The following is a 19,574-nucleotide window of genomic DNA, read 5'->3' on the forward strand; positions in this document are numbered from 1 at the left end:
GTCAGACCTTTTGCGAGATGCGCAGCGCTTGGGTGAGATCGTCGACGATGTCGCTTGCGGTCTCGATGCCGACCGAGAGTCGCACCAGCTCCTCGCCGATGCCGGAGGCCTTGAGCTGCTCGGCGTCCATCTGCTGGTGTGTGGTCGAGGCGGGGTGGATCACCAGCGTCTTGGCGTCGCCGACATTGGCGAGATGGCTGATCATGCGCAGCGATTCGATGAACTTGCGGCCGGCGGGCCGCCCGCCCTTGATGCCGAAGGAGACGATCGAGCCGGCGCCGCGCGGCAGCAATTGTTTTGCGAGCTGGTAGTCCGCATGATCTTCCAGCGAGGGATGCAGCACCCAATCCACGGCCTTGTTGGACTTCAGTGCTTCCAGCACGAGCTGGGTGTTTTGCATATGGCGGTCCATGCGCACCCCGAGCGTCTCGACGCCCTGCAACAGCTGGAACGCGTTGGTCGGGGATAGACAAGCGCCGAAATCGCGCAGGCCTTCGGTACGCGCGCGCATGATGAAGGCGGCGGTGCCGAACTGCTCGTCGAAGACGATGCCGTGATAGCCGCCATAGGGCTCGGTCAGCACGCCGAATTTTCCGGATGAGCGCCAGTCAAAACGACCGCCGTCGACGATGGCGCCGCCGATCGCGATGCCGTGGCCGCCGATCCATTTGGTCGCCGAATGCATGACGATGTCGGCGCCGAGCTCGATCGGACGGCTGAGATAGGGCGTGGCAAAGGTGTTGTCGATCAGCAGCGGAATCTTCGCGTCATGCGCGATCGAAGCGACTTTCGGAATGTCCAGCACCTCGAGCCCGGGATTGCCGATGGTCTCGCCGATCATCAGCTTCGTGTTCGGCTTGATCGCCGCGCGGAACGCGTCGAGATCGCGCGGCTTGACGAACGTTGTGGTGATGCCGAAGCGCGGCAGCGTGTGCGCCAGCAAATTGATGGTGCCGCCATAGAGCGAGCTCGATGCCACGATATGGTCGCCGGCGTTCAGAAGCGTGGCGATGGCCAGATGCAGCGCCGCCATGCCGCTCGCGGTGCAGATCGCGCCGACGCCGCCTTCCAGCGCCGCAAGCCGTTCTTCCAGCACGCCGGTGGTCGGATTGGAGATGCGCGTATAGATGTGGCCGGCGCGTTCGAGATTGAACAGCGCGGCGGCGTGATCGGAATCCTGGAACACGTAGGACGTGGTCTGGTAGATCGGCACCGCGCGGGCGCCGGTCGCGGGATCCGGATGCTGGCCCGCATGCAGGCTCAGGGTCTCGAAGGCAGGCGGTTTTGGCGCGGGCATGCGGGGCCTCGTTGCTCGGTCGGCGGAGGCGGCTCTTGTGCCATAAAATGGCGCGCTGCGTCAGCCCATTGACAGCGTTGTCTAACCCCGGATCGCCTGCTCGATGATCCGCGCCTCCCGCAGCAGGATCTCCGCGACCTCCTGTTCGCGTCGTGGGCCGAGCCTGGTGCGAACGGCGGAGACGGTCATCGCGGCAGCGGGACGGCCGTCCGGGGTCTCGATCCAGGTCGAGATCGACTTCGTACCCTGCACGAGACCAATTTCCCTCATGCCGTATCCCAGCCGTCTTGCGGCGGTGACCTGGCCCAGCACCGTCGCAACATCGGTCCGGTAGGCCTCCAGTCTCTTCTCGTTGGCTGCGACGATTTTTCGCGCGTCCTGCGCCGGCATCGCGGCGAGGATGGCGACGCCTGCGCTGGAGACGCCGAGCGGTCGGCGCGCGCCGACCTCGATCGACAGCACCTGGATCGGATAGACGCCAATCCGGCGATCAACGCACAGCGTGTCGTTGCCGGTCCGCACCGTCAGGAACAGCGTGTCGCCGATCTCGGCCGAGGCGCGTTGCAGCGACGGATTTGCCGCGATCAGCAGCCGCGACGGCCGAGGCCGTGCGAGCGTGAGCTCCGGCACCTGGTTGCCGATCGCGTAGCGGCCGGTCCGGTCATGCCGTTCGACGATGCCTTCCTCGATCAGCACGTGGACGATGCGGTGCACGGTCGGGCGGGTGAGGCCGGTCGCCCGCACCACCTCGGCCAGCAGCACGCCGTCTTCGCGGCCTGCGGCAAGGATGCGCAGCACCGCGAGCGCGCGCCGGATCGCCTGCGCGCCCTGTCGCGGTCCCGTGATGCGGCGGGTGGATTTCGCGGAAGTCGTCTTGTCCATAATATGGACGAGAACGCCACAATTCACTCGACAGGTAAAGCGCCCATCTGGAGATTGCGCTCCGAATCGACATGCCGTGTACGACGTCAGGCAAATCGACGTAAAATTGGAAGCGCCGCCGGGAGGTTAACATGCGATTAATCTGGATTGCCCTAGCTGCCGCAGCGGCGATGTTGACGGGACCGGCGTCGGGCCAGCAATGGCCGGCGCGCAACGTCAAGCTGATCGTGCCCTATCCGGCCGGCGGCAATGTCGATAGCGCCGCGCGCATCATCGCGGACAAGCTCCAGGAAAAGCTCGGCCAGCCCTTCATCATCGAGAACAAGGCGGGCGCCGGCGGCATGATCGCGGGCGAGGCGTTCGCGAAATCCGCGCCCGACGGCTACACGCTGTTCGTCGGCGCCAACGGCCCGGTGCTGTTCGCGACCGAAATCAACAAGCGCGACGCCTACAATTGGAAGAAGGACTTCCTGCCGATCACGACGATCTCGATGACGTCGTTGGTGCTCGAGGTGCATCCGTCGGTGCAGGCGACCACCTTCAAGGAATTCATCGACCTCGCCAAGCGCGAGCCGGGCAAGCTGACGATGGCCTCGCCCGGCCCCGGCACCACCAATCATCTGCTCAGCGAGCTGATGCAGTCCAGCCTCGACCTGCAATGGGTCACCGCGCATTATCGCGGCAATGCGCCTGCCGTCAACGATCTCTTGGGCGGGCAGGTGCAGTTCGCGTTCGACCAGCTCACGGTCAGCCTGCAGCACATCAAGGCCGGTCTGTTCCGGGCGCTGGCCGTCACCAGCCCGCACCGCCTGAAGTCGCTGCCCGACGTGCCGACCTTCGCCGAGCTTGGTTACAAGGATTTTGACGGCCAGACCTTCACCGGCCTGTTCGCACCGGCAGGCACGCCGGCGCCCGTGATCGACAAGCTGCACGAGGCACTGACCGCGATCCTGAAGGACCCCGCCGTGGTCGACAAGTTCGAGAAGCTCGGCGGTGAAGCCGTCGCGATGACGCCCGACGAATTCAAGGCCTATCTCGCGCGCGAGGACGCCAAATGGATTCCGATCGTGCGCAAGGCCAACATCAAGGCGGATTGATCGATGCGGATCGACCCCAGCGAGCTCGGCGCCGAGCGCATCTACCGGCTGATGACCGGCATCGTGGTGCCGCGTCCGATCGCCTGGGTGACGAGCCTGTCGCGCGCAGGCGTGCTCAACCTCGCGCCGTTCAGCGCCTTCACCTTCGTCTCGCAGAAGCCGCCGATGCTCGCGATCAGCGTCGGCCGCAAGGGCGCGGACTACAAGGACACCGCGCATAACATCCTCGATACCGAGGAATACGTGATCCACATCGCCGATACCCCGCTGATGCAGGCGGTGCACGACTCATCGGTCGAGCATCCGCCCGAGATCAGCGAGGTCGCGGAGCTCGGCCTTGAGACGCTCCCGAGCGAGCGCATCAAGGTGCCGCGGCTCAGCGTTGCACCCGTTGCGATGGAGTGCCGCTTTCGGCAGTGCCTCGAATTCGGCGACGCCCGCAGCCGTCTCATCGTGGGCGAAGTCGTGATGTTCCACCTCCGCGACGGCCTCGTGAACGACGGCAAGGTCGAAACCGTCGCGCTCGATCCGATCGCGCGCATCGGCGGGCCGCGCTACGCCCGGCTCGGCGAGATCGTGACGCTGCACGGCGTGTTCCAGACTCCCAAATCGAAAGACTGAGCGCGCCGCCCCCGCGCGCGCCCCAAGACCATTGGAGAACGACCATGCGACTCCTAAGCTATCTCGTGGACGGAGAGCCGCGCTACGGTGCCGTCATGGAAGGCGGCGTCGTTGATCTGACCCGGCGGATCGGCCGCGACTTCTCCGATGTCAGGGCGCTGATCGCAGCCAACGCGCTGGCCGACGCGCAGGAAGCCGTCGCCGGACAAAAGCCGGACTACGCGCTGGAAGAGCTCGTGCTGCTTCCGCCGGTGCTGGCGCCGGAAAAGCTCTGGTGCATCGGAGTCAATTACGCCGAGCGCAATGCGGAGTATAAGGACAGCTCTGACCTGCCCAAATATCCCAGTCTGTTCGTGCGCAGCATGTCCTCGATGACGGGCTCAGGCCAGCCGCTGGAGAAGCCTCACGTCTCCGAGCAGCTCGACTATGAAGGCGAGCTCGTCATCGTGATTGGCCAGGGCGGCCGCCACATTCCGCGCGAAAAGGCCTGGGCGCACATCTTCGGCATGACGCTGTGCAACGAGGGCACGATCCGCGACTGGCTCCGCCACGGCAAGTTCAACGTCACGCAGGGCAAGAATTTCGACCGCTCCGGCAGCATCGGTCCGTGGATCGTCACCGCGGACGAGCTCGATCCGCGCGGGCCTCATGACATCGTCACGCGCGTCAACGGCGAGGTGCGGCAGCAGGACACCACCGAGCGGCTGATGTTCCCGTTCGATTTCCTGATCTCCTATCTCTCGACCTTCGCAACCCTCAAGCCCGGCGACATGATCGTGACGGGCACGCCGACCGGCGCCGGCGCCCACTTCGACCCGCCGCGCTGGCTCAAAGTCGGTGACGTCGTCGAGGTCGAATCCAGCCGCATCGGCGTGCTGCGCAACACCGTCGCGGCGGAGCAATAGGTCATGCTGGATACTGCCACGATCGAACGTCTTGCCACGCGGCTCGACGAAGCCGAACGCACCAAGACGCTGATCACGATGTTTTCGAAAGACCATCCCGATTTCAGCATCGAGGATGCCTATGCCGTTCAGCGCGCCTGGACCAGACTCCAGCTCGGACGCGGCCGGGTCATCAAGGGCCACAAGATCGGCCTGACCTCGAAAGCGATGCAGAACGCGGTCGGCATTTCCGAACCCGATTACGGCGTGCTGTTCGCCGACATGTTCTATGCCGACGCCACGCCGATTCCGTTCGACCGCTTCCAGGCGCCGCGAATCGAGGTCGAGCTCGCCTTCGTGCTGAAGGCGCCGCTGCGCGGGCCCGATTGCACCATCTTCGACGTGCTCAACGCCACCGACTACGTCACCCCGGCGCTGGAGATCCTGGAGACGCGCATGCACCGCGTCGATCCCGAAACGGGCAAGGCGCGAAAGGTCATGGACACGATCTCGGACAACGCGGCGAACGCCGCGCTGGTGCTTGGCGGCCGGCCTTTCCGTCCGATGGACGCGGACATGCGCTGGATAGGCGCGCTGTTGTTCCGCAACGGCGAGGTCGAGGAAACCGGGCTTGCCGCCGGCGTGCTCAACCATCCCGCCAACGGCATTGCCTGGCTCGCCAACCGCCTCGCGCCGCATGACGAGCATCTGGCCGCCGGCGAGGTGGTGCTGGCGGGATCGTTCACGCGTCCGGTCGACATTCGCCGCGGCGACACGTTTCATGCCGATTATGGCGCGTTCGGCTCGGTGTCGTGCCAGTTCGTCTGAATCAACACATGAAAGGGAGCGCATCATGACCGGTCACACGCGGCGCAAGAGCATCCATATCGGCGGCTTCAAGCATGCCAACCCGATTCCGAACGCCTGCCGCATCGGCAATCTCGTGATGTCGGGCGTCATTCTCGGCCGCGATGCGACTGGTGCGATGCCCGAGAGCCTGGAGGCGCAATGTGCCAACATGTTCGCGCATATGAAGGCGACGGTCGAGGCTGCCGGCGGCACCACCGACGACATCATCAAGATGACGGTGTGGCTGAAGGACCGTACGCAGCGTGGCCCGGTCAATGTCGAGTGGCTGAAGATGTTTCCGGACGAGCATTCGCGCCCGGCGCGCCACGCGCTGCCGATGGACAACATGGACGGCGGCGCGCTGGTGCAGTGCGACTTCACCGCCGTAATCGACTGAGGGAGTTTTGCGCATGCCGACCTATCTTCCGTTCGACCCGAACCCGCGCCGCCCGGTCAAGGGGCCGCCGCCCAAATCCCTCGACAGCCAGTTTCACGTGCTCGGCCCCCTCGACAAATATCCGGAGCGTCCCGGTGCTGCCTATCGGATGCCGACCGCGACCTGGGAGGCGGCGCTGCGCGTGCACAAGACGCTCGGCATCGAGCGCGGCATCATCGTGCAGACCACGACGTATGGCGCCGACCATGCCGTCGTGCTCGACGGTCTCGCCGCGATGGGCCCGAACTATCGCGGCTGCGCCAACGCGCTGGTGTTCGCCGAGGCGAACGATTCGTATCTTGCCAAGCTGCATGATGCTGGGGTCCGCGGCGCGCGCTTCAGCTTCCGCCAGGAGCTCGGCGCTGTGCTGTCGGATGCCGATTTTGCCCGCGCGATTGCGCGCATCCGCGAGCTCGGCTGGTACGTCAAGATCCAGCCCGAGAAGGACGGCATCGTCTCCAGCGTCGCCAAATACGAGAATCTCGACGTGCCCGTGCTGATCGACCACATGGCACGGCCCGATCCTGAAGCCGGCAGGAACGATCCGAACCTGCGCAAGATGCTGGAGCTGCTCGGCAAGGGCAATTTCTGGGTGATGCTGTCGCTCGGCGAGAAGTCCTCGAAGCTCGGGCCGCCCTACGACGACGTCATCCCGATCGCGCGTGCCTATATCGAGGCAGCAGTCGACCGCTGCGTCTGGGCCAGCGACTGGCCGCACCCGGTCTCGGTCAAGCAGCCGCCCAACGACGCCGATCTGCTGGAGTTGATGTACCGCTACGCGCCCGACCAGTCGACGCTGGAGAAGATCCTGGTGCACAATCCGGCCAAGCTGTTCGGCTTTCCGGATTAGGGCGCTCACGGCCTGCCACGAGCGCAGCTTCACCGTCGCAACAATCGCACCCGCTCACCCCGCCAACCGGTCCCTTACCCCGGCTGCGATCTCGAACGAGCGCAGCCGTGCGGCGTGGTCGTAGATCTGCCCCGTCGTCATCAGCTCGTCCGCGCCGGTGTCGGCGATCAGCGCCTTCAGCTTCGCTTCGACCATGTCAGGCGTGCCGACCGCCGAGCACGACAGCGACTGGCCGACCATCGCCTTCTCGGCTGGCGACCACAGCGCGTCCATGTCGTCGACCGGCGGCGGCAGCGGGCCGGGCGTGCCGCGGCGCAGATTGATGAACTGCTGCTGCAGCGAGGAGAACATGCGCTGCGCGTCCGCGTCGCTGTCGGCGGCGAACACGTTGACGCCGACCATCGCATAGGGCTTGTCGAGCTGCGTCGAGGGTTCGAACCGCGCCCGATACTCCCGCAGCGCCGGCATCATCATTTGCGGTGCGAAGTGTGAAGCGAACGCGAACGGCAGGCCGAGCATCCCTGCGAGCTGCGCGCCAAAGGTGCTGGATCCCAGGATCCACAGCGGCACCTTCGTCCCCATGCCCGGCACGGCCCGGATGGCCTGGTTCGGCTGCACGTCGCCGAGCAGCGCCTGCAACTCCAGCACGTCCTGCGGAAAGTTTTCCGAACTCGTCGCGAGGTCGCGCCGCAGGGCGCGTGCGGTAAATTGGTCGGTGCCCGGTGCCCGCCCGAGCCCGAGATCGATCCGCCCGGGATAGAGCGAAGCCAGCGTGCCGAACTGCTCGGCGATGACGAGCGGCGAATGGTTCGGCAGCATGATCCCGCCGGACCCGACCCGGATCGTCTTCGTCCCGCCCGCGATATGCCCGATCACCACCGACGTCGCCGCGCTCGCGATCCCCGTCATGTTGTGATGCTCGGCCAGCCAGAACCGCTTGTATCCCCAGCCCTCCGCATGCTGCGCGAGATCGAGCGAATTGCGGAACGCTTGTGACGCATCGCCGCCTTGGCGGATGGGCGCGAGGTCGAGCACGGAGAAGGGGATCATGGAAGGGTCCGGATGGAGCGTGCGGTGGTAACGTGGACTCGACATGTAGGAGCCGGTCGCAGGAATACCAGCCGAAACGATCATGGTGCTGCGCCGGCGGCTCCATCGCGCGGAGACGGGGCCATCGCTGCGCTGCATGCGGCAAATTCGCCTGTATGGAAACCGCGGGCCGCATTGCCGCGTTGCCGGCCGGTTTGATCAACGGCGACGATTTTCATTTCGGGGGCTTTCTTTGGACAGATTCAACATTGGTGTTCATGTCGTTGCGCTGGCTGCGGCCTTCGCACTCGCCGTTCCCATTGGCTGGGACCGCGAGAAGCGGGCGCGAAGCGCGGGCTTGCGCACCTTTCCACTGGTCGCAATGGCAAGCTGCGGCTTCGTGCAGGCCAGCGAAAGCCTGCTCGTGCATTCGCCTGACGGAATGGCGAAGGTGATCGAGGGCCTCATCACCGGCATCGGCTTCATCGGCGGTGGCGCAATTCTCAAGCAGGGGAATTCGGTGCAGGGGACCGCGACGGCCGCGAGCCTCTGGGCGACCGGCGCCATCGGCGTCTCCGTCGGGCTCGGCGCTTTTGATGTCGCGGTGACGGTCGCCGTATTCACGTTCCTGACGCTTCGCTTGTTGACGCTGGTCAAGGAAGAAGACGATCACTGATGCATGTGCGAGCGGCCTGCACCCCGTTCACAACAACGTCATCGCGACCCGCTGCGTCCCCCGGCCCAACTGTGCGTCTGGCGCGTTTTCTTGTACACTCACTGAGCCTTTGGACGCTCGCCAGGAGGAACCGACATGACCACGGTCGTACTCAATCGCCGGAGCCTCCTCGCCGCGGGCGGCTCGATCCTCGCAACCGGGCTCTTGGCGACCGGCGTCCCCGGCCTGCTGTTGCCTGCACGCGCGGACGGCCTCGCACCGACCGAGACGATGTCTGGCGGGGCGAACAACTACCGCAAGGGCGCGGCGATCGTGGAGCGGATCGGAAAGGGTGGCTTCTGGATGAGCGGCACCGTGCGCCGCGCCGGCGACGGGACTCCCTTGGCCGGGCAGCGCATCCAGATCTGGGCGCACACGGTCGAAGGCCAGGAGCACGAGCCGCAGAGTCATGGCGCCACGCTCACCGACAAGGACGGCAAGTTCCGGCTCGAAATGCCGCAGATCATTCCCATCTTCGGCCAGCCGCATGGCCACCTCGCCTATGACAGCGGTGAATTCAAAACCGTCTTCCTGCGGCCGATAATGCGGAGCGCAAAGGAAACCAGCCTCGAGGCGCACTTCGTCCTGCAGCCGGCCTGATCGCATTGGAGATGAAGGGGCGGAGATCGGCCCGGGCGCCCCTGATCTGGATCGCCCTTGCCTTGGCCATCGGCGTGCCGATCGCGCTCGCTGCGGGAAGCGAACAGCTCACATGGCGCGGCCCGGTCTACATCCTCGCCGGCTTCGCTGGCATCATTGCGCTCGGTCTCGTGCTCGCTCAGCCCCTGCTGATCGGCGGATATCTGCCGGGACTGTCGGCCTATCGCGGCCGGCGCGCCCACCACTGGATCGGCGGCACGCTGGCTCTGGCGGTGGTGATCCACGTCGCCGGCCTCTGGATCACCAGCCCGCCCGACATGATCGACGCCCTGACTTATACGTCACCGACACCGTTCTCCCCCTTCGGCGTGACCGCCATGTGGGCCATCTTCATTGTTGCGCTCCTGGCTCTGCTGCGCCGGCGGCTGGGATTGCGGTTGCGCACGTGGCGCATCGTCCATATTCCCCTCGCGATCGTCATCGTCGCAGGCAGCGTCGCCCATTGCCTGCTGATCGAGGGGACGATGGAGACGATCTCGAAGGCTGCGCTTTGCGCAGCTGTGCTGGCGGCGACCGTCAAGGTGATGGTTGATCTCTGGAGAAGGCGGACGTTGCGCGATAGCAGCATTGCGCGGCCGTAAGCGTAGGGTGGGCAAAGGCGCGTAGCGCCGTGCCCACCATCTATCTATCAATGGTGGTTGGTGGGCACGCTTCGCTTCGCCCAGCCTACGAGCTCCGAAACTTTCGCTGACCCCCTTGTTCCAACACGTTCGGCGTCGTTACCGCTGGTATCGGCTCCGCTTGCCCGGGAAGGCGGTCAAGATTATCCTCGCGCGATGGCCGTCAGTGTCCCCGACCTGAGAGCATTCCTGCTCGCCACACCGTTCTTCGGCGGTATCCCGGATCAAAGTCTCGACCTCCTGATGTCGATGCTGGTTGAGTGCCGATTTGATACCGGAGCAACCGTCGTGACGGAGGGCGAGCCCGGACGCTCGCTGTTCATCGTCAAATCCGGCCGGCTGGCGGTGAGCAAGCGGGCGAATGCGGGCAACGTCATCCCGATTTCCGTTCTGGAGCCCGGCGATTTCTTCGGTGAGATGACGCTGATTGAAATGCAAAATCGATCCGCCACGGTGGTCGCGGAGAGTCCGACCGTGCTTTACGAGCTGACCGCCCAGAAGCTCTACGCTTGCTACAAGGCCGATATCCACACCTATGTGATCGTCCTGCAAAACATCAATCGCGAGCTATGCCGACGGCTGCGCCGTTCAGACGATCGGTTAGCGGGGCATCAGGTGGGTGACGAGAGTTGACATGCGTAGCATGGGTAGAGCGAAGCGAAACCCATCATGTCTCGTCACCGCGCAAATCTTCCATGGATTTTCGTTTCGCTGTACCCATCCTACGAACTCCCCGGCACCGTAGGCTTCGAATAGGAAACTAACATGGCTCAAGCCGGAGATAATGGACGGTTCGCGGCGTTCAAGCACCACGCCAAGGTGCACTCCTTCAGAGTCAGCACTGCTTTTCTGACTTGGATTCTGCTCGGCGCGACGCTCTTTTACAAGCCTGAGTGGGTCCGATGGGCCCTGCGAACAGGCACGCACGCTATTGAAGCTGTCGGCGATGCGCTTCCTGGTTATTGGGGCGCTCAGGCCGAAATTGTCTTGCGCGAACTCGGTGGTTTCCTTTGGATCCAGATCACGGCCGCGATCCTGTTTGTCCGGTTCGTGTTCTGGCTGATCGGGGCCTCGTGGCGACGTGGTCGGCGGTAGATCCAGTCAGCTCGCGTAGGATGGGTAGAGCACTTGCGAAACCCATCATGCTTCGTCACCGAGCAATGCTATGCAATTCCTGGCCAAAACTGACTGGAGCTCTCGCTCGGGCGATGCCCGCAAGTGACCCCGAAGCGGCGGTCGCGGGGAAGTTGAGGTTCGCTAAGGCCCCACAGGCCTAAAATGTGCTTTAAGGAATATAAGAGACATCCTCAGCTGAGGGAGCCAACCTCAGCGGCGATTTCTTCCGTCAACCACGCAATGCCCGCATCCATCATTGCTGCCTTGGTCGTAATGGCCATGATTGCATCGGACTTCCGCTTCAAAGGAAGCTCAACCAATTGCAGCGCGAAACGAGCCGCGTATCTCTCGACGAGACGGCGCGGCAATGTTGCTATCAAGTCCGAGTTTGAAATTTGCGTGAGTGCCATCATAAAGGTGGGCACGGTCAGGACAATGCGGCGCTGGAGGCCGCGCTTCTCCAGGAGTTGGTCGACAAAACCTCGCGGATCGCCGTCGAGCGACACAAGAAGATGCTGTGCTCTGCAGAATGCAGCAATCGTTGGTGCGCGGGCGAATCCGTTTCCCTTGCGCATTGCGACCACGAAACACTCATCGTAAAGCTTTCTTGCCTGGAAGCGGGTTGGCACTGTGCCCAGGGGCAGGATGGCCAAGTCGATTTCGCGCTTCTCCAGCTTCTCCAGGCTTGACCGCCAAGGGTGCTCCACAGCGCTTGCATGCCTCCCTGGCATCAGATGGATCAAGCTCAGGTCGGCACGGGGTGCCTTTCTCCTGAGCCGCCCCGCAAATGGTCCCATCACCGTGTCCATGATCGCATCAGGAGCGCCAATGGAAAAACGGCGGCTACTTGTAGTCGCGTCGAAGGGCGTAGCTGAAGCAAATACGCGCCCTACGCGAGAAAGGATATCTGCTACTGGCTCGCCGAGTTCCAGCGCACGCTCCGTCGGCACAACACCCTTCGGCGTCCGTAAGAACAGGGGGTCATTAAATAGATGCCGTAGCCGCCCAAGTGAATGACTTACGGCAGAAGGGGTGATGTTCAAGCGGCTAGCCGCTCGCGCCACGTGGCTCTCCTCCAGCACAGTGTGGAAGACCAGCAGCAAGTTAAGATCGACTTTTGACAAGGAAATGTGGTTCAGCATATTGCTGAGGTTATATCACTGGATTCATGTCTCTGAAAGCTCCATGGATTGCGCAACGTTAGCCACAGGAGCTGAAATGACCAAACACCATGCAAACTGGCCAGGAACGCTGTCACGGCGGTCCGCGATCACGACAGTCGCTGCGGCATCGTTGACCCCTCGATTTTGCGCTAGTGTGGCTGCCAGTGACGACGTCGCTCACCTTATCGAGCGCGCCGCTGCGAAAAACGCGGCCTTCATGCGCGGGGACATGGATCGTTGGCTGGCCCTTGTTCGCATCGCCAGTGACTTCACGTTAATGCAACCATTCGGCGGCCCAACTAGCCACGGGTTCGACGCAAGTCCTGAACGTTTGGCGAAGCTATCCCAGTTTTTCAAGAACGGTGAGACGACCTTGGAGGTCGTGCAAACCTATGCATCGGACAAGCTGGTCGTTCTCGTCATGGTCGAGCGGCAATATGCCGAAGTCGGGAGCTTACCAAAACAAGACTGGTCGCTCCGAGTTACGGAAATCTATCGCAAGGACGGTTCTGAATGGCAGTTAGTCCATCGCCACGCAGACCCGCTGGTTCATGGCGTTACGTTGCAGGAGGCGGCGACGATTGCTCGCGGCGGACGTAAGGATGAATGACCGCGGCAACTGGCGTCTTATCAGAAGAAGGATCGATTGCGCCGAAGACTGCATTACATGCAGGTCCACTTCCCCTTTTGGCCCCATAGCGGAAGTCTGCTCGACGTCGGCTTGTATCCCCTTCCATAGGTTGGGCGATATACGTGCTTAGGCGCGCGCTAGGCAGGCAAATCTGACCCGTCGGGCAAAACACCTCTCTCCTGCAAAATCTCGTCAACCCTCCCCCACAAAAATATTCCACTTTACCGAAATTCGGAATCGCAGTATCAATCCGCCATCCCGGTCCAGGGAGAGGGGCGATCGTCCGTCGTAACGTGCGTGGGTCGGGGGGCGGTGGACGCGGCAGTGTCGGGCACGCGAAGGCGGAACCAGGGCGAGATGAACCTCGTGAGGTCCTGTTGCGTGCGGACGAACGGCGCCTGTGTCCGGCGAGCCTCTTGGCGAAGCCGGATCGCTGCGTACGGCAAAATCGTGTGGTCCTGGCCGTCGTTGCTACGGTCAAGCCTTGCGGAGATGGATCGAGGCTCAACCGGGTCTCAATGCATCGTCAATTCGCAAGGCGACGGTGACAAAAAGGAACTCGTCGCCGGGGAGAGCGCGGCATAAGCCGTCAACCCACTGCGCAGGGAAGGCCGAGTGTTCGGCGTCACCTGTATGCTGCTGTGCGGTCTTTTTGCGCTACATTTTCGCGCAGCGGACCGCGGGTGCTAAGCCGGCACCCGGTCTTCCCTGCGCCTCTTCACAGAGGAGGGTCAAGGTAGAAGCAAAACTCGGGCATCTCATGCCGCGAGAAGGCTGTTTCATGTGTGATTTGAGCGAGGGAATGGTGCTGCCAGACAGGATTGAACTGTCGACCTCTCCATTACCAATGGAGTGCTCTACCACTGAGCTACGGCAGCATGTGCTGGGATAAGAATCGGCCGCCACGAGGGGCCTACCAAGCGGGCCGATATCTGCCACAAGGCCCCCTCCTGTGCAAGCTTGCTAGCTCCGCCAAAGCGATAAAATCGGGTCGATATCGGGGCCAAAATGCCTGTTCTGGCGCGAAACGGCCGACTTTCCGCGGAATAGGTTCCGATATCCCCACCCAACTGGCCAGTTGCCCGATACGCCGGATTCGATCCATTTCGATTTTCGCACGATCGGATCGCGCGGGCCTCTTGAGCCGCCTTATTCCTCGGGCATGTTATCGCCGATCGCTGTAATGGACCGGTGATGGCAGACGAGAACGACAAGAGCACGAAGCAGGACTCCAGACAGGCGAGGGCGTTCCGCGACGACCGGCTCAAATCGGCGCTGCGCGAAAACCTGAAGCGGCGGAAGATGCAGGCGCGCGAACGCGCCGCAAGCACCGACCCCTCGCAGAATGAAGATGGTTCCCTAGATGAGGGGGCCGCCGGCGAGATAGCCGGCAAGACCGGCGACTAGAATTTTTGGAGTGCATGGACGTGGCAATGGGGCAGGACGAATCGCAACGACCCGAGAGTGACGCGCAGATGTCGCGGTTCACCCGCCCTGAACAGACCTTTCCGGCGCTGACACCAGCCGAGATCGGGCGTGTCAGGCATTTCGGCGAGGTCCGCAACTATGCCGATGGGGAATTCCTGTTCGAGACCGGTAAGCCGGGACCCGGCATGTTCGTCGTGCTCAAGGGCCACGTCGCCATCACCCAGCGCGACGGCCTCGGCCATGTCACGCCGTTGATCGATCAGGGGCCGGGGCAATTTTTGGCCGAGCTGAGCCAGCTCTCCGGACGGCCGGCGCTGGTCGACGGCCGCGCCGAAGGCGATGTCGAGACGCTGCTGTTGCCGCCGGAGCGGCTGCGCGCGCTGCTGGTCGCCGAGGCCGAACTCGGCGAGCGCATCATGCGCGCGCTGATCCTGCGCCGGGTCAATCTGCTCCAGGGCGGCGTCGGCGGCGTGGTGCTGATCGGTCCGTCGCATTCGGCAGGCGTGGTGCGGTTGCAGGGCTTCCTCACCCGCAACGGCCAGCCGCATCATCTGCTCGATCCCGCGCGCGATCGCGACGCCGCCGACGTCATCGCGCGTTATTCGCCCAAGCCGGACGACTGGCCGCTGGTCGTCACACCCGATGGTGCGGTGCTGCGCAATCCCGGCGAAACCGAGCTTGCGCGCGCGATCGGCATGATCGGCGGTCCGCGCAACGACCGTATCTACGACGTCGCGATCGTCGGCTCGGGGCCAGCCGGGCTCGCCACGGCCGTGTATGCCGCGTCCGAAGGCCTCTCCGTCGCCGTGCTCGACACCCGCGCCTTCGGCGGCCAGGCCGGCGCCAGCGCGCGCATCGAAAACTATCTGGGCTTTCCGACCGGCATTTCCGGCCAGGCCCTGACCGCGCGCGCCTTCAACCAGGCACAAAAGTTCGGCGCGGAAATCATGATCCCGGTGACGGTGAAGTCGCTCGACTGCACGCGCAAGGACGGCGCGTTCTCGGTGGCGCTTGACGGCTGCGATCCCCTGCATTCGCGCGCGGTGGTGGTCGCAAGCGGCGCACGCTATCGCCGGCCCGAGATCGAGAACCTCGACAAGTTCGAAGGCCGTGGCGTCTGGTATTGGGCCTCGCCGGTCGAGGCGAAGCTCTGCGCCGGCGAGGAAGTGGCGCTGGTCGGCGCCGGAAACTCGGCGGGGCAGGCCGCTGTGTTCCTGTCGGGGCACGCCAAAAAAGTGCTGATGATCATCCGCGGCGGCGGTCTCGGCGCCAGCATGTCGCGCTATCTCATCGAGCGCATCGAAGCCACGCCGAACATCGAACTGATGTTCAACACCGAGATCACGGCGCTCGAAGGCGACGAGGCCTCGCTGCTGCGGCGCATCCGCTGGAAGAGCCGGCTCTCGGCCGACGAGGATTTCGCCGACATCCGCAATCTCTTCCTGTTCGTCGGCGCCGATCCCGCCACCAGCTGGCTCGACGGCTGCGGCATCACGCTCGATCGCGGCGGCTTCGTCGTCACAGGCGCGCAGTCCGAGCAGAACCAGGGCCGGCTGGTTGCGCCGCTGGAGACGTCGGTGCCCGGCGTGTACGCCGTCGGCGACGTCCGCTCCGGCTCGGTCAAGCGCGTCGGCGGCGCCATCGGCGAAGGCGCCCAGGTCGTGGCCTCCCTGCACGGCTTCCTCGGCGACGCCGCAAAACCGGCGCTTTAGTCAAGGACAAGGCAAGTAAATGGCAAGTCGAATGAGGCTTGCCATCTTGCGGTGTGATGCCTGACTATCTCCTCATCCTGAGGAGCGCGCATTGCGCGCGTCTCGAAGGATGAAGGCCCAGCTGCCGAAGCCGGGCCTGCATGGTTCGCGCGGCGATGCGCAAGCATAGTCCGCAGGGGCGCTCGCGCGCCTCCTCACCATGAGGATCGACAAAGAAGCGCTTAACGGGAGGACTAAATGGCTGAAATCGTCGTGCTGTATAAAACGCCCACGGATGCTGCGGCCTTCGACAAATACTATGCCGAGACCCATATTCCGCTCGCCAAGAAACTTCCAGGCTTGAAGAAGTACGCCATCAGCAAGGGGCCGGTCGGCTCCCCCGCTGGACCTTCCGGAATCCATCTCGTCGCCATTCTCACCTTCGACAGCACAGCCGACATCCAGGCGGCATTCGCTAGCCCGGAAGGCAAGGCGACCGGTGCCGACGTGCCGAAATTCGCCAGTGGCGGCGCCGACCTGTTGATCTTCGACACCAAGGAAGTGTGAACCGCGATTCGACTTCGTCGACTCGTAGCCCCGGATTTCGCTTCGCTCCATCCGGGCTACAACTGCCGTCGTTTGTGACAGCGGTGCAAATAATTCAGCCATGCGTTTTCTATTCGCACGACGACGCATGGCTGCGCACGCATGTGTGACGCCAGCGCGTGTGGCAATTCGATGAGGACCGTAATATCAATCCCGACCTCAATATGGAGAGTAGGAGAGATGTCATGGTTCTTGGGTTGAGCTTGCCCGCCTTCACGCTGGTTCATGTCATCATCAGCCTGATCGGCATCGCCGCCGGCCTTGTCGTGATGTTCGGCCTGCTCGGCTCGAAGCCGATGCTGCGCCTCACCACGATTTTCTTAGCGTTCACGATCCTCACCAGCGCCACCGGCTTCCTGTTTCCGTTCAAGGAGCTGCTGCCGTCGCATATCATCGGCATCATCTCGCTGGTCCTGCTCGCGATCGCCTGCGTCGCGCTCTACGGCATGAAGCTCGCTGGGGTGTGGCGCCCGGTCTACATCGTGACCGCGATGATCTCGCTCTATTTCAACGTCTTCGTGCTGGTGATCCAGTCGTTCCTGAAGGTGCCGGCGCTCGCCGCGCTCGCTCCCGCCGTGGCGCCGGCGCCGCCCGGAGGTCCGGTGTTCGCCGTGGTGCAGGGCCTCGTGCTGGTGTTCTTCGTGGTGTTCACCATCGGCGCCTGGCGCCGCTTCAAGCCGATGGCGGTCGCCTGAACATACAAGGAGCCTAGCAATGCCCACCATCACCACCAAGGACGGCGTCGAGATCTTCTACAAGGACTGGGGAAGTGGCCAGCCGATCGTGTTCAGTCACGGCTGGCCGCTGTCGGCTGACGACTGGGACGCGCAGATGATGTTCTTCGTCACGCGCGGCTATCGCGTCATCGCGCATGACCGTCGCGGCCATGGCCGTTCGTCGCAGGTCGCCGACGGCCACGACATGGATCATTATGCCGATGATCTCGCAGCCGTGACGGCCCATCTCGATCTCAAGAACGCGATCCATGTCGGCCACTCCACCGGCGGCGGCGAAGTCGTGCATTACATCGCGCGCCATGGCGAGAGCCGGGTGGCGAAGGCCGCGATCCTCTCCGCAGTGCCGCCGCTGATGCTGAAGACGGAGGCTAATCCCGGCGGCCTGCCCAAGAGCGTGTTCGACGATTTCCAGGTGCAGCTCGCTGCCGGCCGCGCCAGCTTCTACCGCGACATCGCGGCCGGCCCCTTCTATGGCTACAACCGTCCCGGCGCAAAGCCGTCGGAAGCGGTGATCCAGAACTGGTGGCGCCAGGGCATGATGGGCGGCGCGAAAGCCCATTACGACGGCATCGTCGCGTTCTCGCAGACCGACTTCACCGAGGATCTGAAGAAGATCAATGTGCCGGTGCTGGTGATGCACGGCGACGACGACCAGATCGTGCCCTTCGCCGATTCCGCGCCGCTGTCGGCCAAGCTCTTGAAGAACGGCACGCTGAAGACCTACAAGGGTTTCCCGCACGGCATGCCGACGACGCACGCCGAGACCATCAACGCGGACCTGCTTGCGTTCTTCAAGGGGTGAGCGGCCTCAGTCCACGCGCGGACCGATCTGATTTCGAACCGGCCGGGTGCGAACACGTTCCAGTCGCGTGTGAGCCGGTGGTTGCAGCCTTTCATTAGTCAGTCTGCCGCGGAAGGCGCGCTGCGGGGATCCCGATGCAGATCATCATCTTCGGCGCGACCGGCATGGTCGGGCAGGGCGTCTTGCGCGAATGCCTGATCGATGCCCGCATCGATCGCGTGCTCGTGGTCGGCCGCAGCCCGACCGGCGTGCGCCACGCCAAGCTCACCGAGATCACACACGGCGAGTTCACGGACTACTCGGCGATCGAAGCGCAGCTCACCGGCTTCGATGCCTGCTTCTTCTGCCTCGGCGTCTCCTCGATCGGCATGAGCGAGGAGCGCTACCGCCATCTGACCTATGACATCACGCTCGCAGCGGCGACCGCGCTGGCACGGCTCAATCCGCAGATGACATTCGTCTATGTCACGGGCGCCGGCACTGATTCCACCGAGCAGGGTTCGCGGATGTGGGCGCGGATCAAGGGCAAGACCGAGAACGACCTGCTCAAGCTGCCATTCAAGGCGGCCTACATGTTCCGGCCCGGTGCGATCCAACCGCTCCACGGTGCCCGCTCCAAGACTGCGTGGGTGCAGGCCGTGTATGCAGCAAGTTGGCCGCTGTGGTCGGTGCTGCGCCGGCTCTCGCCGCGGCTCGTTACCTCGACCGAGCAGATCGGCCGCGCCATGATCCGGGTTGCGCGGGAGGGGTATCCGCGAAAGGTGCTGGAGATGGAGGATATCAATAGCCTCTAGTCCCGTAGGGCATTAGTTCTAGGGAAATTTCGCCGCCCGCGCGCGTTGAGCCCTATCCGCCCGAAGGAGAAAGCGCCGTCGATGTCTCCCCAGCTCAAACTGATCGCACTCGACGCCGACGACCTCTCCGTAATCTCGGCCCACGTCCAGGACGCCCGCGTGCAGCCCTCGGACATCATCTGGCGGCAAAGTGAAAAGCGGCTGGTCGTCGGCATGAGCCGGTTGGACTGGGAGCAGACGCTGGACGGCGAAGCCGAGCCGCGCAGGCTGGTGGCGGCTCTCCGGTTCGACCGCGTGCTCGCCTGCAAGTCGCGCGACATCGACCTCGACGCGCCGGACACTGTCCTGGACCTTGTCGGCATCGAATTCCACGGCCAGGACGCCCCCGGCGGGAGCGCCCTGCTGCTGTTTGCCCAAGGCGGCGCCATCCGCCTCGACGTCGAATGCCTGGAATGCGAGCTGACTGATCTGGGGGCGGATCAGCTGGGGACGGGGTTGGAGGCTGAAGGCGAGGGGTGAGGTGGCATGCCAACGCCACGCCTTCCGGTTTCGCCAGGACGACGCCGGAGGGGAGCGGCCCGGCTCAAGGGTTGACGCAGCTTCCCCGCCGCGCCATTGAGCAGGGGCCTGGTGAGCCAAACCGCGCCCCCAAAAACCAGTTAGAAG

The 19,574-nt window shown here is 63.8% G+C and carries 23 protein-coding genes and 1 tRNA gene; 19 read left to right on the forward strand and 5 right to left on the reverse strand.

The genetic code is table 11. The features are described 5' to 3' along the window. Position 1: 1 nt before the first annotated feature. Both IVB13_RS25380 and IVB13_RS25385 read right to left on the reverse strand, forming a co-directional pair. Positions 2–1,297 carry an O-acetylhomoserine aminocarboxypropyltransferase gene (locus IVB13_RS25380; protein ID WP_018453089.1) on the reverse strand — a complete coding sequence of 432 codons (1,296 nt, stop codon included), beginning with the start codon at positions 1,295–1,297 and terminating at the stop codon, positions 2–4. Between the two features lie 81 nt (positions 1,298–1,378). After that, positions 1,379–2,179 carry an IclR family transcriptional regulator gene (locus IVB13_RS25385; protein WP_247490866.1) on the reverse strand — a complete coding sequence of 267 codons (801 nt, stop codon included), beginning with the start codon at positions 2,177–2,179 and terminating at the stop codon, positions 1,379–1,381. A gap of 131 nt (positions 2,180–2,310) precedes the next feature. Between IVB13_RS25385 and IVB13_RS25390 the strand changes: the two genes are divergently transcribed. The 6 genes from IVB13_RS25390 to IVB13_RS25415 are packed head-to-tail and all read left to right on the forward strand — an operon-like array spanning position 2,311 to position 6,916. Further along, entirely contained in the window at positions 2,311–3,276 is a 966-nt protein-coding gene (locus IVB13_RS25390; protein ID WP_026232459.1) for a tripartite tricarboxylate transporter substrate binding protein, read from the forward strand. A 3-nt stretch (positions 3,277–3,279) separates the two neighbouring features. Continuing rightward, positions 3,280–3,897 carry a flavin reductase family protein gene (locus IVB13_RS25395; RefSeq protein WP_018453091.1) on the forward strand — a complete coding sequence of 206 codons (618 nt, stop codon included), beginning with the start codon at positions 3,280–3,282 and terminating at the stop codon, positions 3,895–3,897. A gap of 44 nt (positions 3,898–3,941) precedes the next feature. Continuing rightward, positions 3,942–4,802: a fumarylacetoacetate hydrolase family protein gene (locus IVB13_RS25400; protein WP_247490867.1), complete on the forward strand. Its 861-nt coding sequence runs from the start codon at positions 3,942–3,944 to the stop codon at positions 4,800–4,802. 3 nt (positions 4,803–4,805) lie between these two features. Continuing rightward, a complete protein-coding gene (gene hpaH / locus IVB13_RS25405) occupies positions 4,806–5,609 on the forward strand; it encodes a 2-oxo-hept-4-ene-1,7-dioate hydratase (RefSeq protein ID WP_018453093.1) in 804 nt (267 codons plus the stop codon). A gap of 25 nt (positions 5,610–5,634) precedes the next feature. Continuing rightward, positions 5,635–6,027 (forward strand): RidA family protein, encoded by a 393-nt coding sequence (locus tag IVB13_RS25410; RefSeq protein WP_018453094.1) that lies wholly within the window; start codon positions 5,635–5,637, stop codon positions 6,025–6,027. Positions 6,028–6,040: 13 nt separating this feature from the next. Continuing rightward, positions 6,041–6,916, forward strand: coding sequence for an amidohydrolase family protein (locus IVB13_RS25415; protein WP_018453095.1), 876 nt, complete (start codon positions 6,041–6,043; stop codon positions 6,914–6,916). A gap of 54 nt (positions 6,917–6,970) precedes the next feature. On the opposite strand, the gene IVB13_RS25420 is transcribed toward IVB13_RS25415, so the two are convergent. Beyond that, positions 6,971–7,966 carry an LLM class flavin-dependent oxidoreductase gene (locus tag IVB13_RS25420; protein WP_026232460.1) on the reverse strand — a complete coding sequence of 332 codons (996 nt, stop codon included), beginning with the start codon at positions 7,964–7,966 and terminating at the stop codon, positions 6,971–6,973. A 232-nt stretch (positions 7,967–8,198) separates the two neighbouring features. Here IVB13_RS25420 and IVB13_RS25425 point away from each other — a divergent pair, with 232 nt between their 5' ends. The 5 genes from IVB13_RS25425 (at position 8,199) to IVB13_RS25445 (ending at position 11,035) form a co-directional block, all read left to right on the forward strand. Then, a complete protein-coding gene (locus IVB13_RS25425; RefSeq protein ID WP_018453097.1) occupies positions 8,199–8,621 on the forward strand; it encodes an MgtC/SapB family protein in 423 nt (140 codons plus the stop codon). A gap of 135 nt (positions 8,622–8,756) precedes the next feature. Then, positions 8,757–9,260, forward strand: a complete 504-nt coding sequence (locus IVB13_RS25430) for a twin-arginine translocation pathway signal (protein WP_018453098.1) — start codon at positions 8,757–8,759, stop codon at positions 9,258–9,260. An 11-nt stretch (positions 9,261–9,271) separates the two neighbouring features. Continuing rightward, on the forward strand, positions 9,272–9,901 hold the full coding sequence (locus IVB13_RS25435) for a ferric reductase-like transmembrane domain-containing protein (RefSeq protein WP_026232461.1): 630 nt from the start codon (positions 9,272–9,274) through the stop codon (positions 9,899–9,901). A 195-nt stretch (positions 9,902–10,096) separates the two neighbouring features. Continuing rightward, positions 10,097–10,573, forward strand: coding sequence for a cyclic nucleotide-binding domain-containing protein (locus IVB13_RS25440; RefSeq protein WP_018453100.1), 477 nt, complete (start codon positions 10,097–10,099; stop codon positions 10,571–10,573). Between the two features lie 132 nt (positions 10,574–10,705). Next, complete coding sequence (locus IVB13_RS25445) at positions 10,706–11,035, forward strand: hypothetical protein (protein ID WP_085361134.1); 330 nt, start codon at positions 10,706–10,708, stop codon at positions 11,033–11,035. A gap of 212 nt (positions 11,036–11,247) precedes the next feature. On the opposite strand, the gene IVB13_RS25450 is transcribed toward IVB13_RS25445, so the two are convergent. Next, positions 11,248–12,198 carry a LysR family transcriptional regulator gene (locus IVB13_RS25450; protein ID WP_018453102.1) on the reverse strand — a complete coding sequence of 317 codons (951 nt, stop codon included), beginning with the start codon at positions 12,196–12,198 and terminating at the stop codon, positions 11,248–11,250. 76 nt (positions 12,199–12,274) lie between these two features. Between IVB13_RS25450 and IVB13_RS25455 the strand changes: the two genes are divergently transcribed. After that, a complete protein-coding gene (locus IVB13_RS25455) occupies positions 12,275–12,829 on the forward strand; it encodes a DUF4440 domain-containing protein (protein WP_026232462.1) in 555 nt (184 codons plus the stop codon). Between the two features lie 824 nt (positions 12,830–13,653). Here the strand turns inward: IVB13_RS25455 and IVB13_RS25460 are convergent. Beyond that, a tRNA-Thr gene (locus tag IVB13_RS25460) sits at positions 13,654–13,728 on the reverse strand. A gap of 316 nt (positions 13,729–14,044) precedes the next feature. Between IVB13_RS25460 and IVB13_RS25465 the strand changes: the two genes are divergently transcribed. The 7 genes from IVB13_RS25465 (at position 14,045) to IVB13_RS25495 (ending at position 19,427) form a co-directional block, all read left to right on the forward strand. Beyond that, positions 14,045–14,257 carry a hypothetical protein gene (locus tag IVB13_RS25465; RefSeq protein WP_018453104.1) on the forward strand — a complete coding sequence of 71 codons (213 nt, stop codon included), beginning with the start codon at positions 14,045–14,047 and terminating at the stop codon, positions 14,255–14,257. 26 nt (positions 14,258–14,283) lie between these two features. Beyond that, positions 14,284–15,990, forward strand: a complete 1,707-nt coding sequence (locus tag IVB13_RS25470; protein ID WP_018453105.1) for an FAD-dependent oxidoreductase — start codon at positions 14,284–14,286, stop codon at positions 15,988–15,990. A gap of 237 nt (positions 15,991–16,227) precedes the next feature. Then, entirely contained in the window at positions 16,228–16,536 is a 309-nt protein-coding gene (locus IVB13_RS25475) for an EthD family reductase (RefSeq protein ID WP_007615494.1), read from the forward strand. Between the two features lie 224 nt (positions 16,537–16,760). After that, entirely contained in the window at positions 16,761–17,270 is a 510-nt protein-coding gene (locus tag IVB13_RS25480) for a hypothetical protein (RefSeq protein ID WP_247490869.1), read from the forward strand. Positions 17,271–17,289: 19 nt separating this feature from the next. Continuing rightward, positions 17,290–18,114, forward strand: coding sequence for an alpha/beta hydrolase (locus tag IVB13_RS25485; RefSeq protein ID WP_018453107.1), 825 nt, complete (start codon positions 17,290–17,292; stop codon positions 18,112–18,114). A gap of 134 nt (positions 18,115–18,248) precedes the next feature. After that, positions 18,249–18,908: an NAD(P)H-binding protein gene (locus tag IVB13_RS25490; RefSeq protein ID WP_018453108.1), complete on the forward strand. Its 660-nt coding sequence runs from the start codon at positions 18,249–18,251 to the stop codon at positions 18,906–18,908. Positions 18,909–18,989: 81 nt separating this feature from the next. Further along, positions 18,990–19,427: a DUF2948 family protein gene (locus tag IVB13_RS25495; protein WP_026232464.1), complete on the forward strand. Its 438-nt coding sequence runs from the start codon at positions 18,990–18,992 to the stop codon at positions 19,425–19,427. Positions 19,428–19,574 lie beyond the last annotated feature (147 nt).

It is taken from the genome of Bradyrhizobium sp. 17, from assembly GCF_023073515.1.
Taxonomy (GTDB): domain Bacteria; phylum Pseudomonadota; class Alphaproteobacteria; order Rhizobiales; family Xanthobacteraceae; genus Bradyrhizobium; species Bradyrhizobium canariense_D.

Coding starts and splice junctions, on each gene's coding strand:
- IVB13_RS25380 (WP_018453089.1), bottom strand. CDS start 1,297: ATGCCCGCGCCAAAACCGCCTGCCTTCGAGACCCTGAGCCTGCATGCG.
- IVB13_RS25385 (WP_247490866.1), bottom strand. CDS start 2,179: ATGGACAAGACGACTTCCGCGAAATCCACCCGCCGCATCACGGGACCG.
- IVB13_RS25390 (WP_026232459.1), top strand. CDS start 2,311: ATGCGATTAATCTGGATTGCCCTAGCTGCCGCAGCGGCGATGTTGACG.
- IVB13_RS25395 (WP_018453091.1), top strand. CDS start 3,280: ATGCGGATCGACCCCAGCGAGCTCGGCGCCGAGCGCATCTACCGGCTG.
- IVB13_RS25400 (WP_247490867.1), top strand. CDS start 3,942: ATGCGACTCCTAAGCTATCTCGTGGACGGAGAGCCGCGCTACGGTGCC.
- hpaH (WP_018453093.1), top strand. CDS start 4,806: ATGCTGGATACTGCCACGATCGAACGTCTTGCCACGCGGCTCGACGAA.
- IVB13_RS25410 (WP_018453094.1), top strand. CDS start 5,635: ATGACCGGTCACACGCGGCGCAAGAGCATCCATATCGGCGGCTTCAAG.
- IVB13_RS25415 (WP_018453095.1), top strand. CDS start 6,041: ATGCCGACCTATCTTCCGTTCGACCCGAACCCGCGCCGCCCGGTCAAG.
- IVB13_RS25420 (WP_026232460.1), bottom strand. CDS start 7,966: ATGATCCCCTTCTCCGTGCTCGACCTCGCGCCCATCCGCCAAGGCGGC.
- IVB13_RS25430 (WP_018453098.1), top strand. CDS start 8,757: ATGACCACGGTCGTACTCAATCGCCGGAGCCTCCTCGCCGCGGGCGGC.
- IVB13_RS25435 (WP_026232461.1), top strand. CDS start 9,272: ATGAAGGGGCGGAGATCGGCCCGGGCGCCCCTGATCTGGATCGCCCTT.
- IVB13_RS25440 (WP_018453100.1), top strand. CDS start 10,097: ATGGCCGTCAGTGTCCCCGACCTGAGAGCATTCCTGCTCGCCACACCG.
- IVB13_RS25445 (WP_085361134.1), top strand. CDS start 10,706: ATGGCTCAAGCCGGAGATAATGGACGGTTCGCGGCGTTCAAGCACCAC.
- IVB13_RS25450 (WP_018453102.1), bottom strand. CDS start 12,198: ATGCTGAACCACATTTCCTTGTCAAAAGTCGATCTTAACTTGCTGCTG.
- IVB13_RS25455 (WP_026232462.1), top strand. CDS start 12,275: ATGACCAAACACCATGCAAACTGGCCAGGAACGCTGTCACGGCGGTCC.
- IVB13_RS25465 (WP_018453104.1), top strand. CDS start 14,045: ATGGCAGACGAGAACGACAAGAGCACGAAGCAGGACTCCAGACAGGCG.
- IVB13_RS25470 (WP_018453105.1), top strand. CDS start 14,284: ATGGGGCAGGACGAATCGCAACGACCCGAGAGTGACGCGCAGATGTCG.
- IVB13_RS25475 (WP_007615494.1), top strand. CDS start 16,228: ATGGCTGAAATCGTCGTGCTGTATAAAACGCCCACGGATGCTGCGGCC.
- IVB13_RS25480 (WP_247490869.1), top strand. CDS start 16,761: ATGGTTCTTGGGTTGAGCTTGCCCGCCTTCACGCTGGTTCATGTCATC.
- IVB13_RS25485 (WP_018453107.1), top strand. CDS start 17,290: ATGCCCACCATCACCACCAAGGACGGCGTCGAGATCTTCTACAAGGAC.
- IVB13_RS25490 (WP_018453108.1), top strand. CDS start 18,249: ATGCAGATCATCATCTTCGGCGCGACCGGCATGGTCGGGCAGGGCGTC.
- IVB13_RS25495 (WP_026232464.1), top strand. CDS start 18,990: ATGTCTCCCCAGCTCAAACTGATCGCACTCGACGCCGACGACCTCTCC.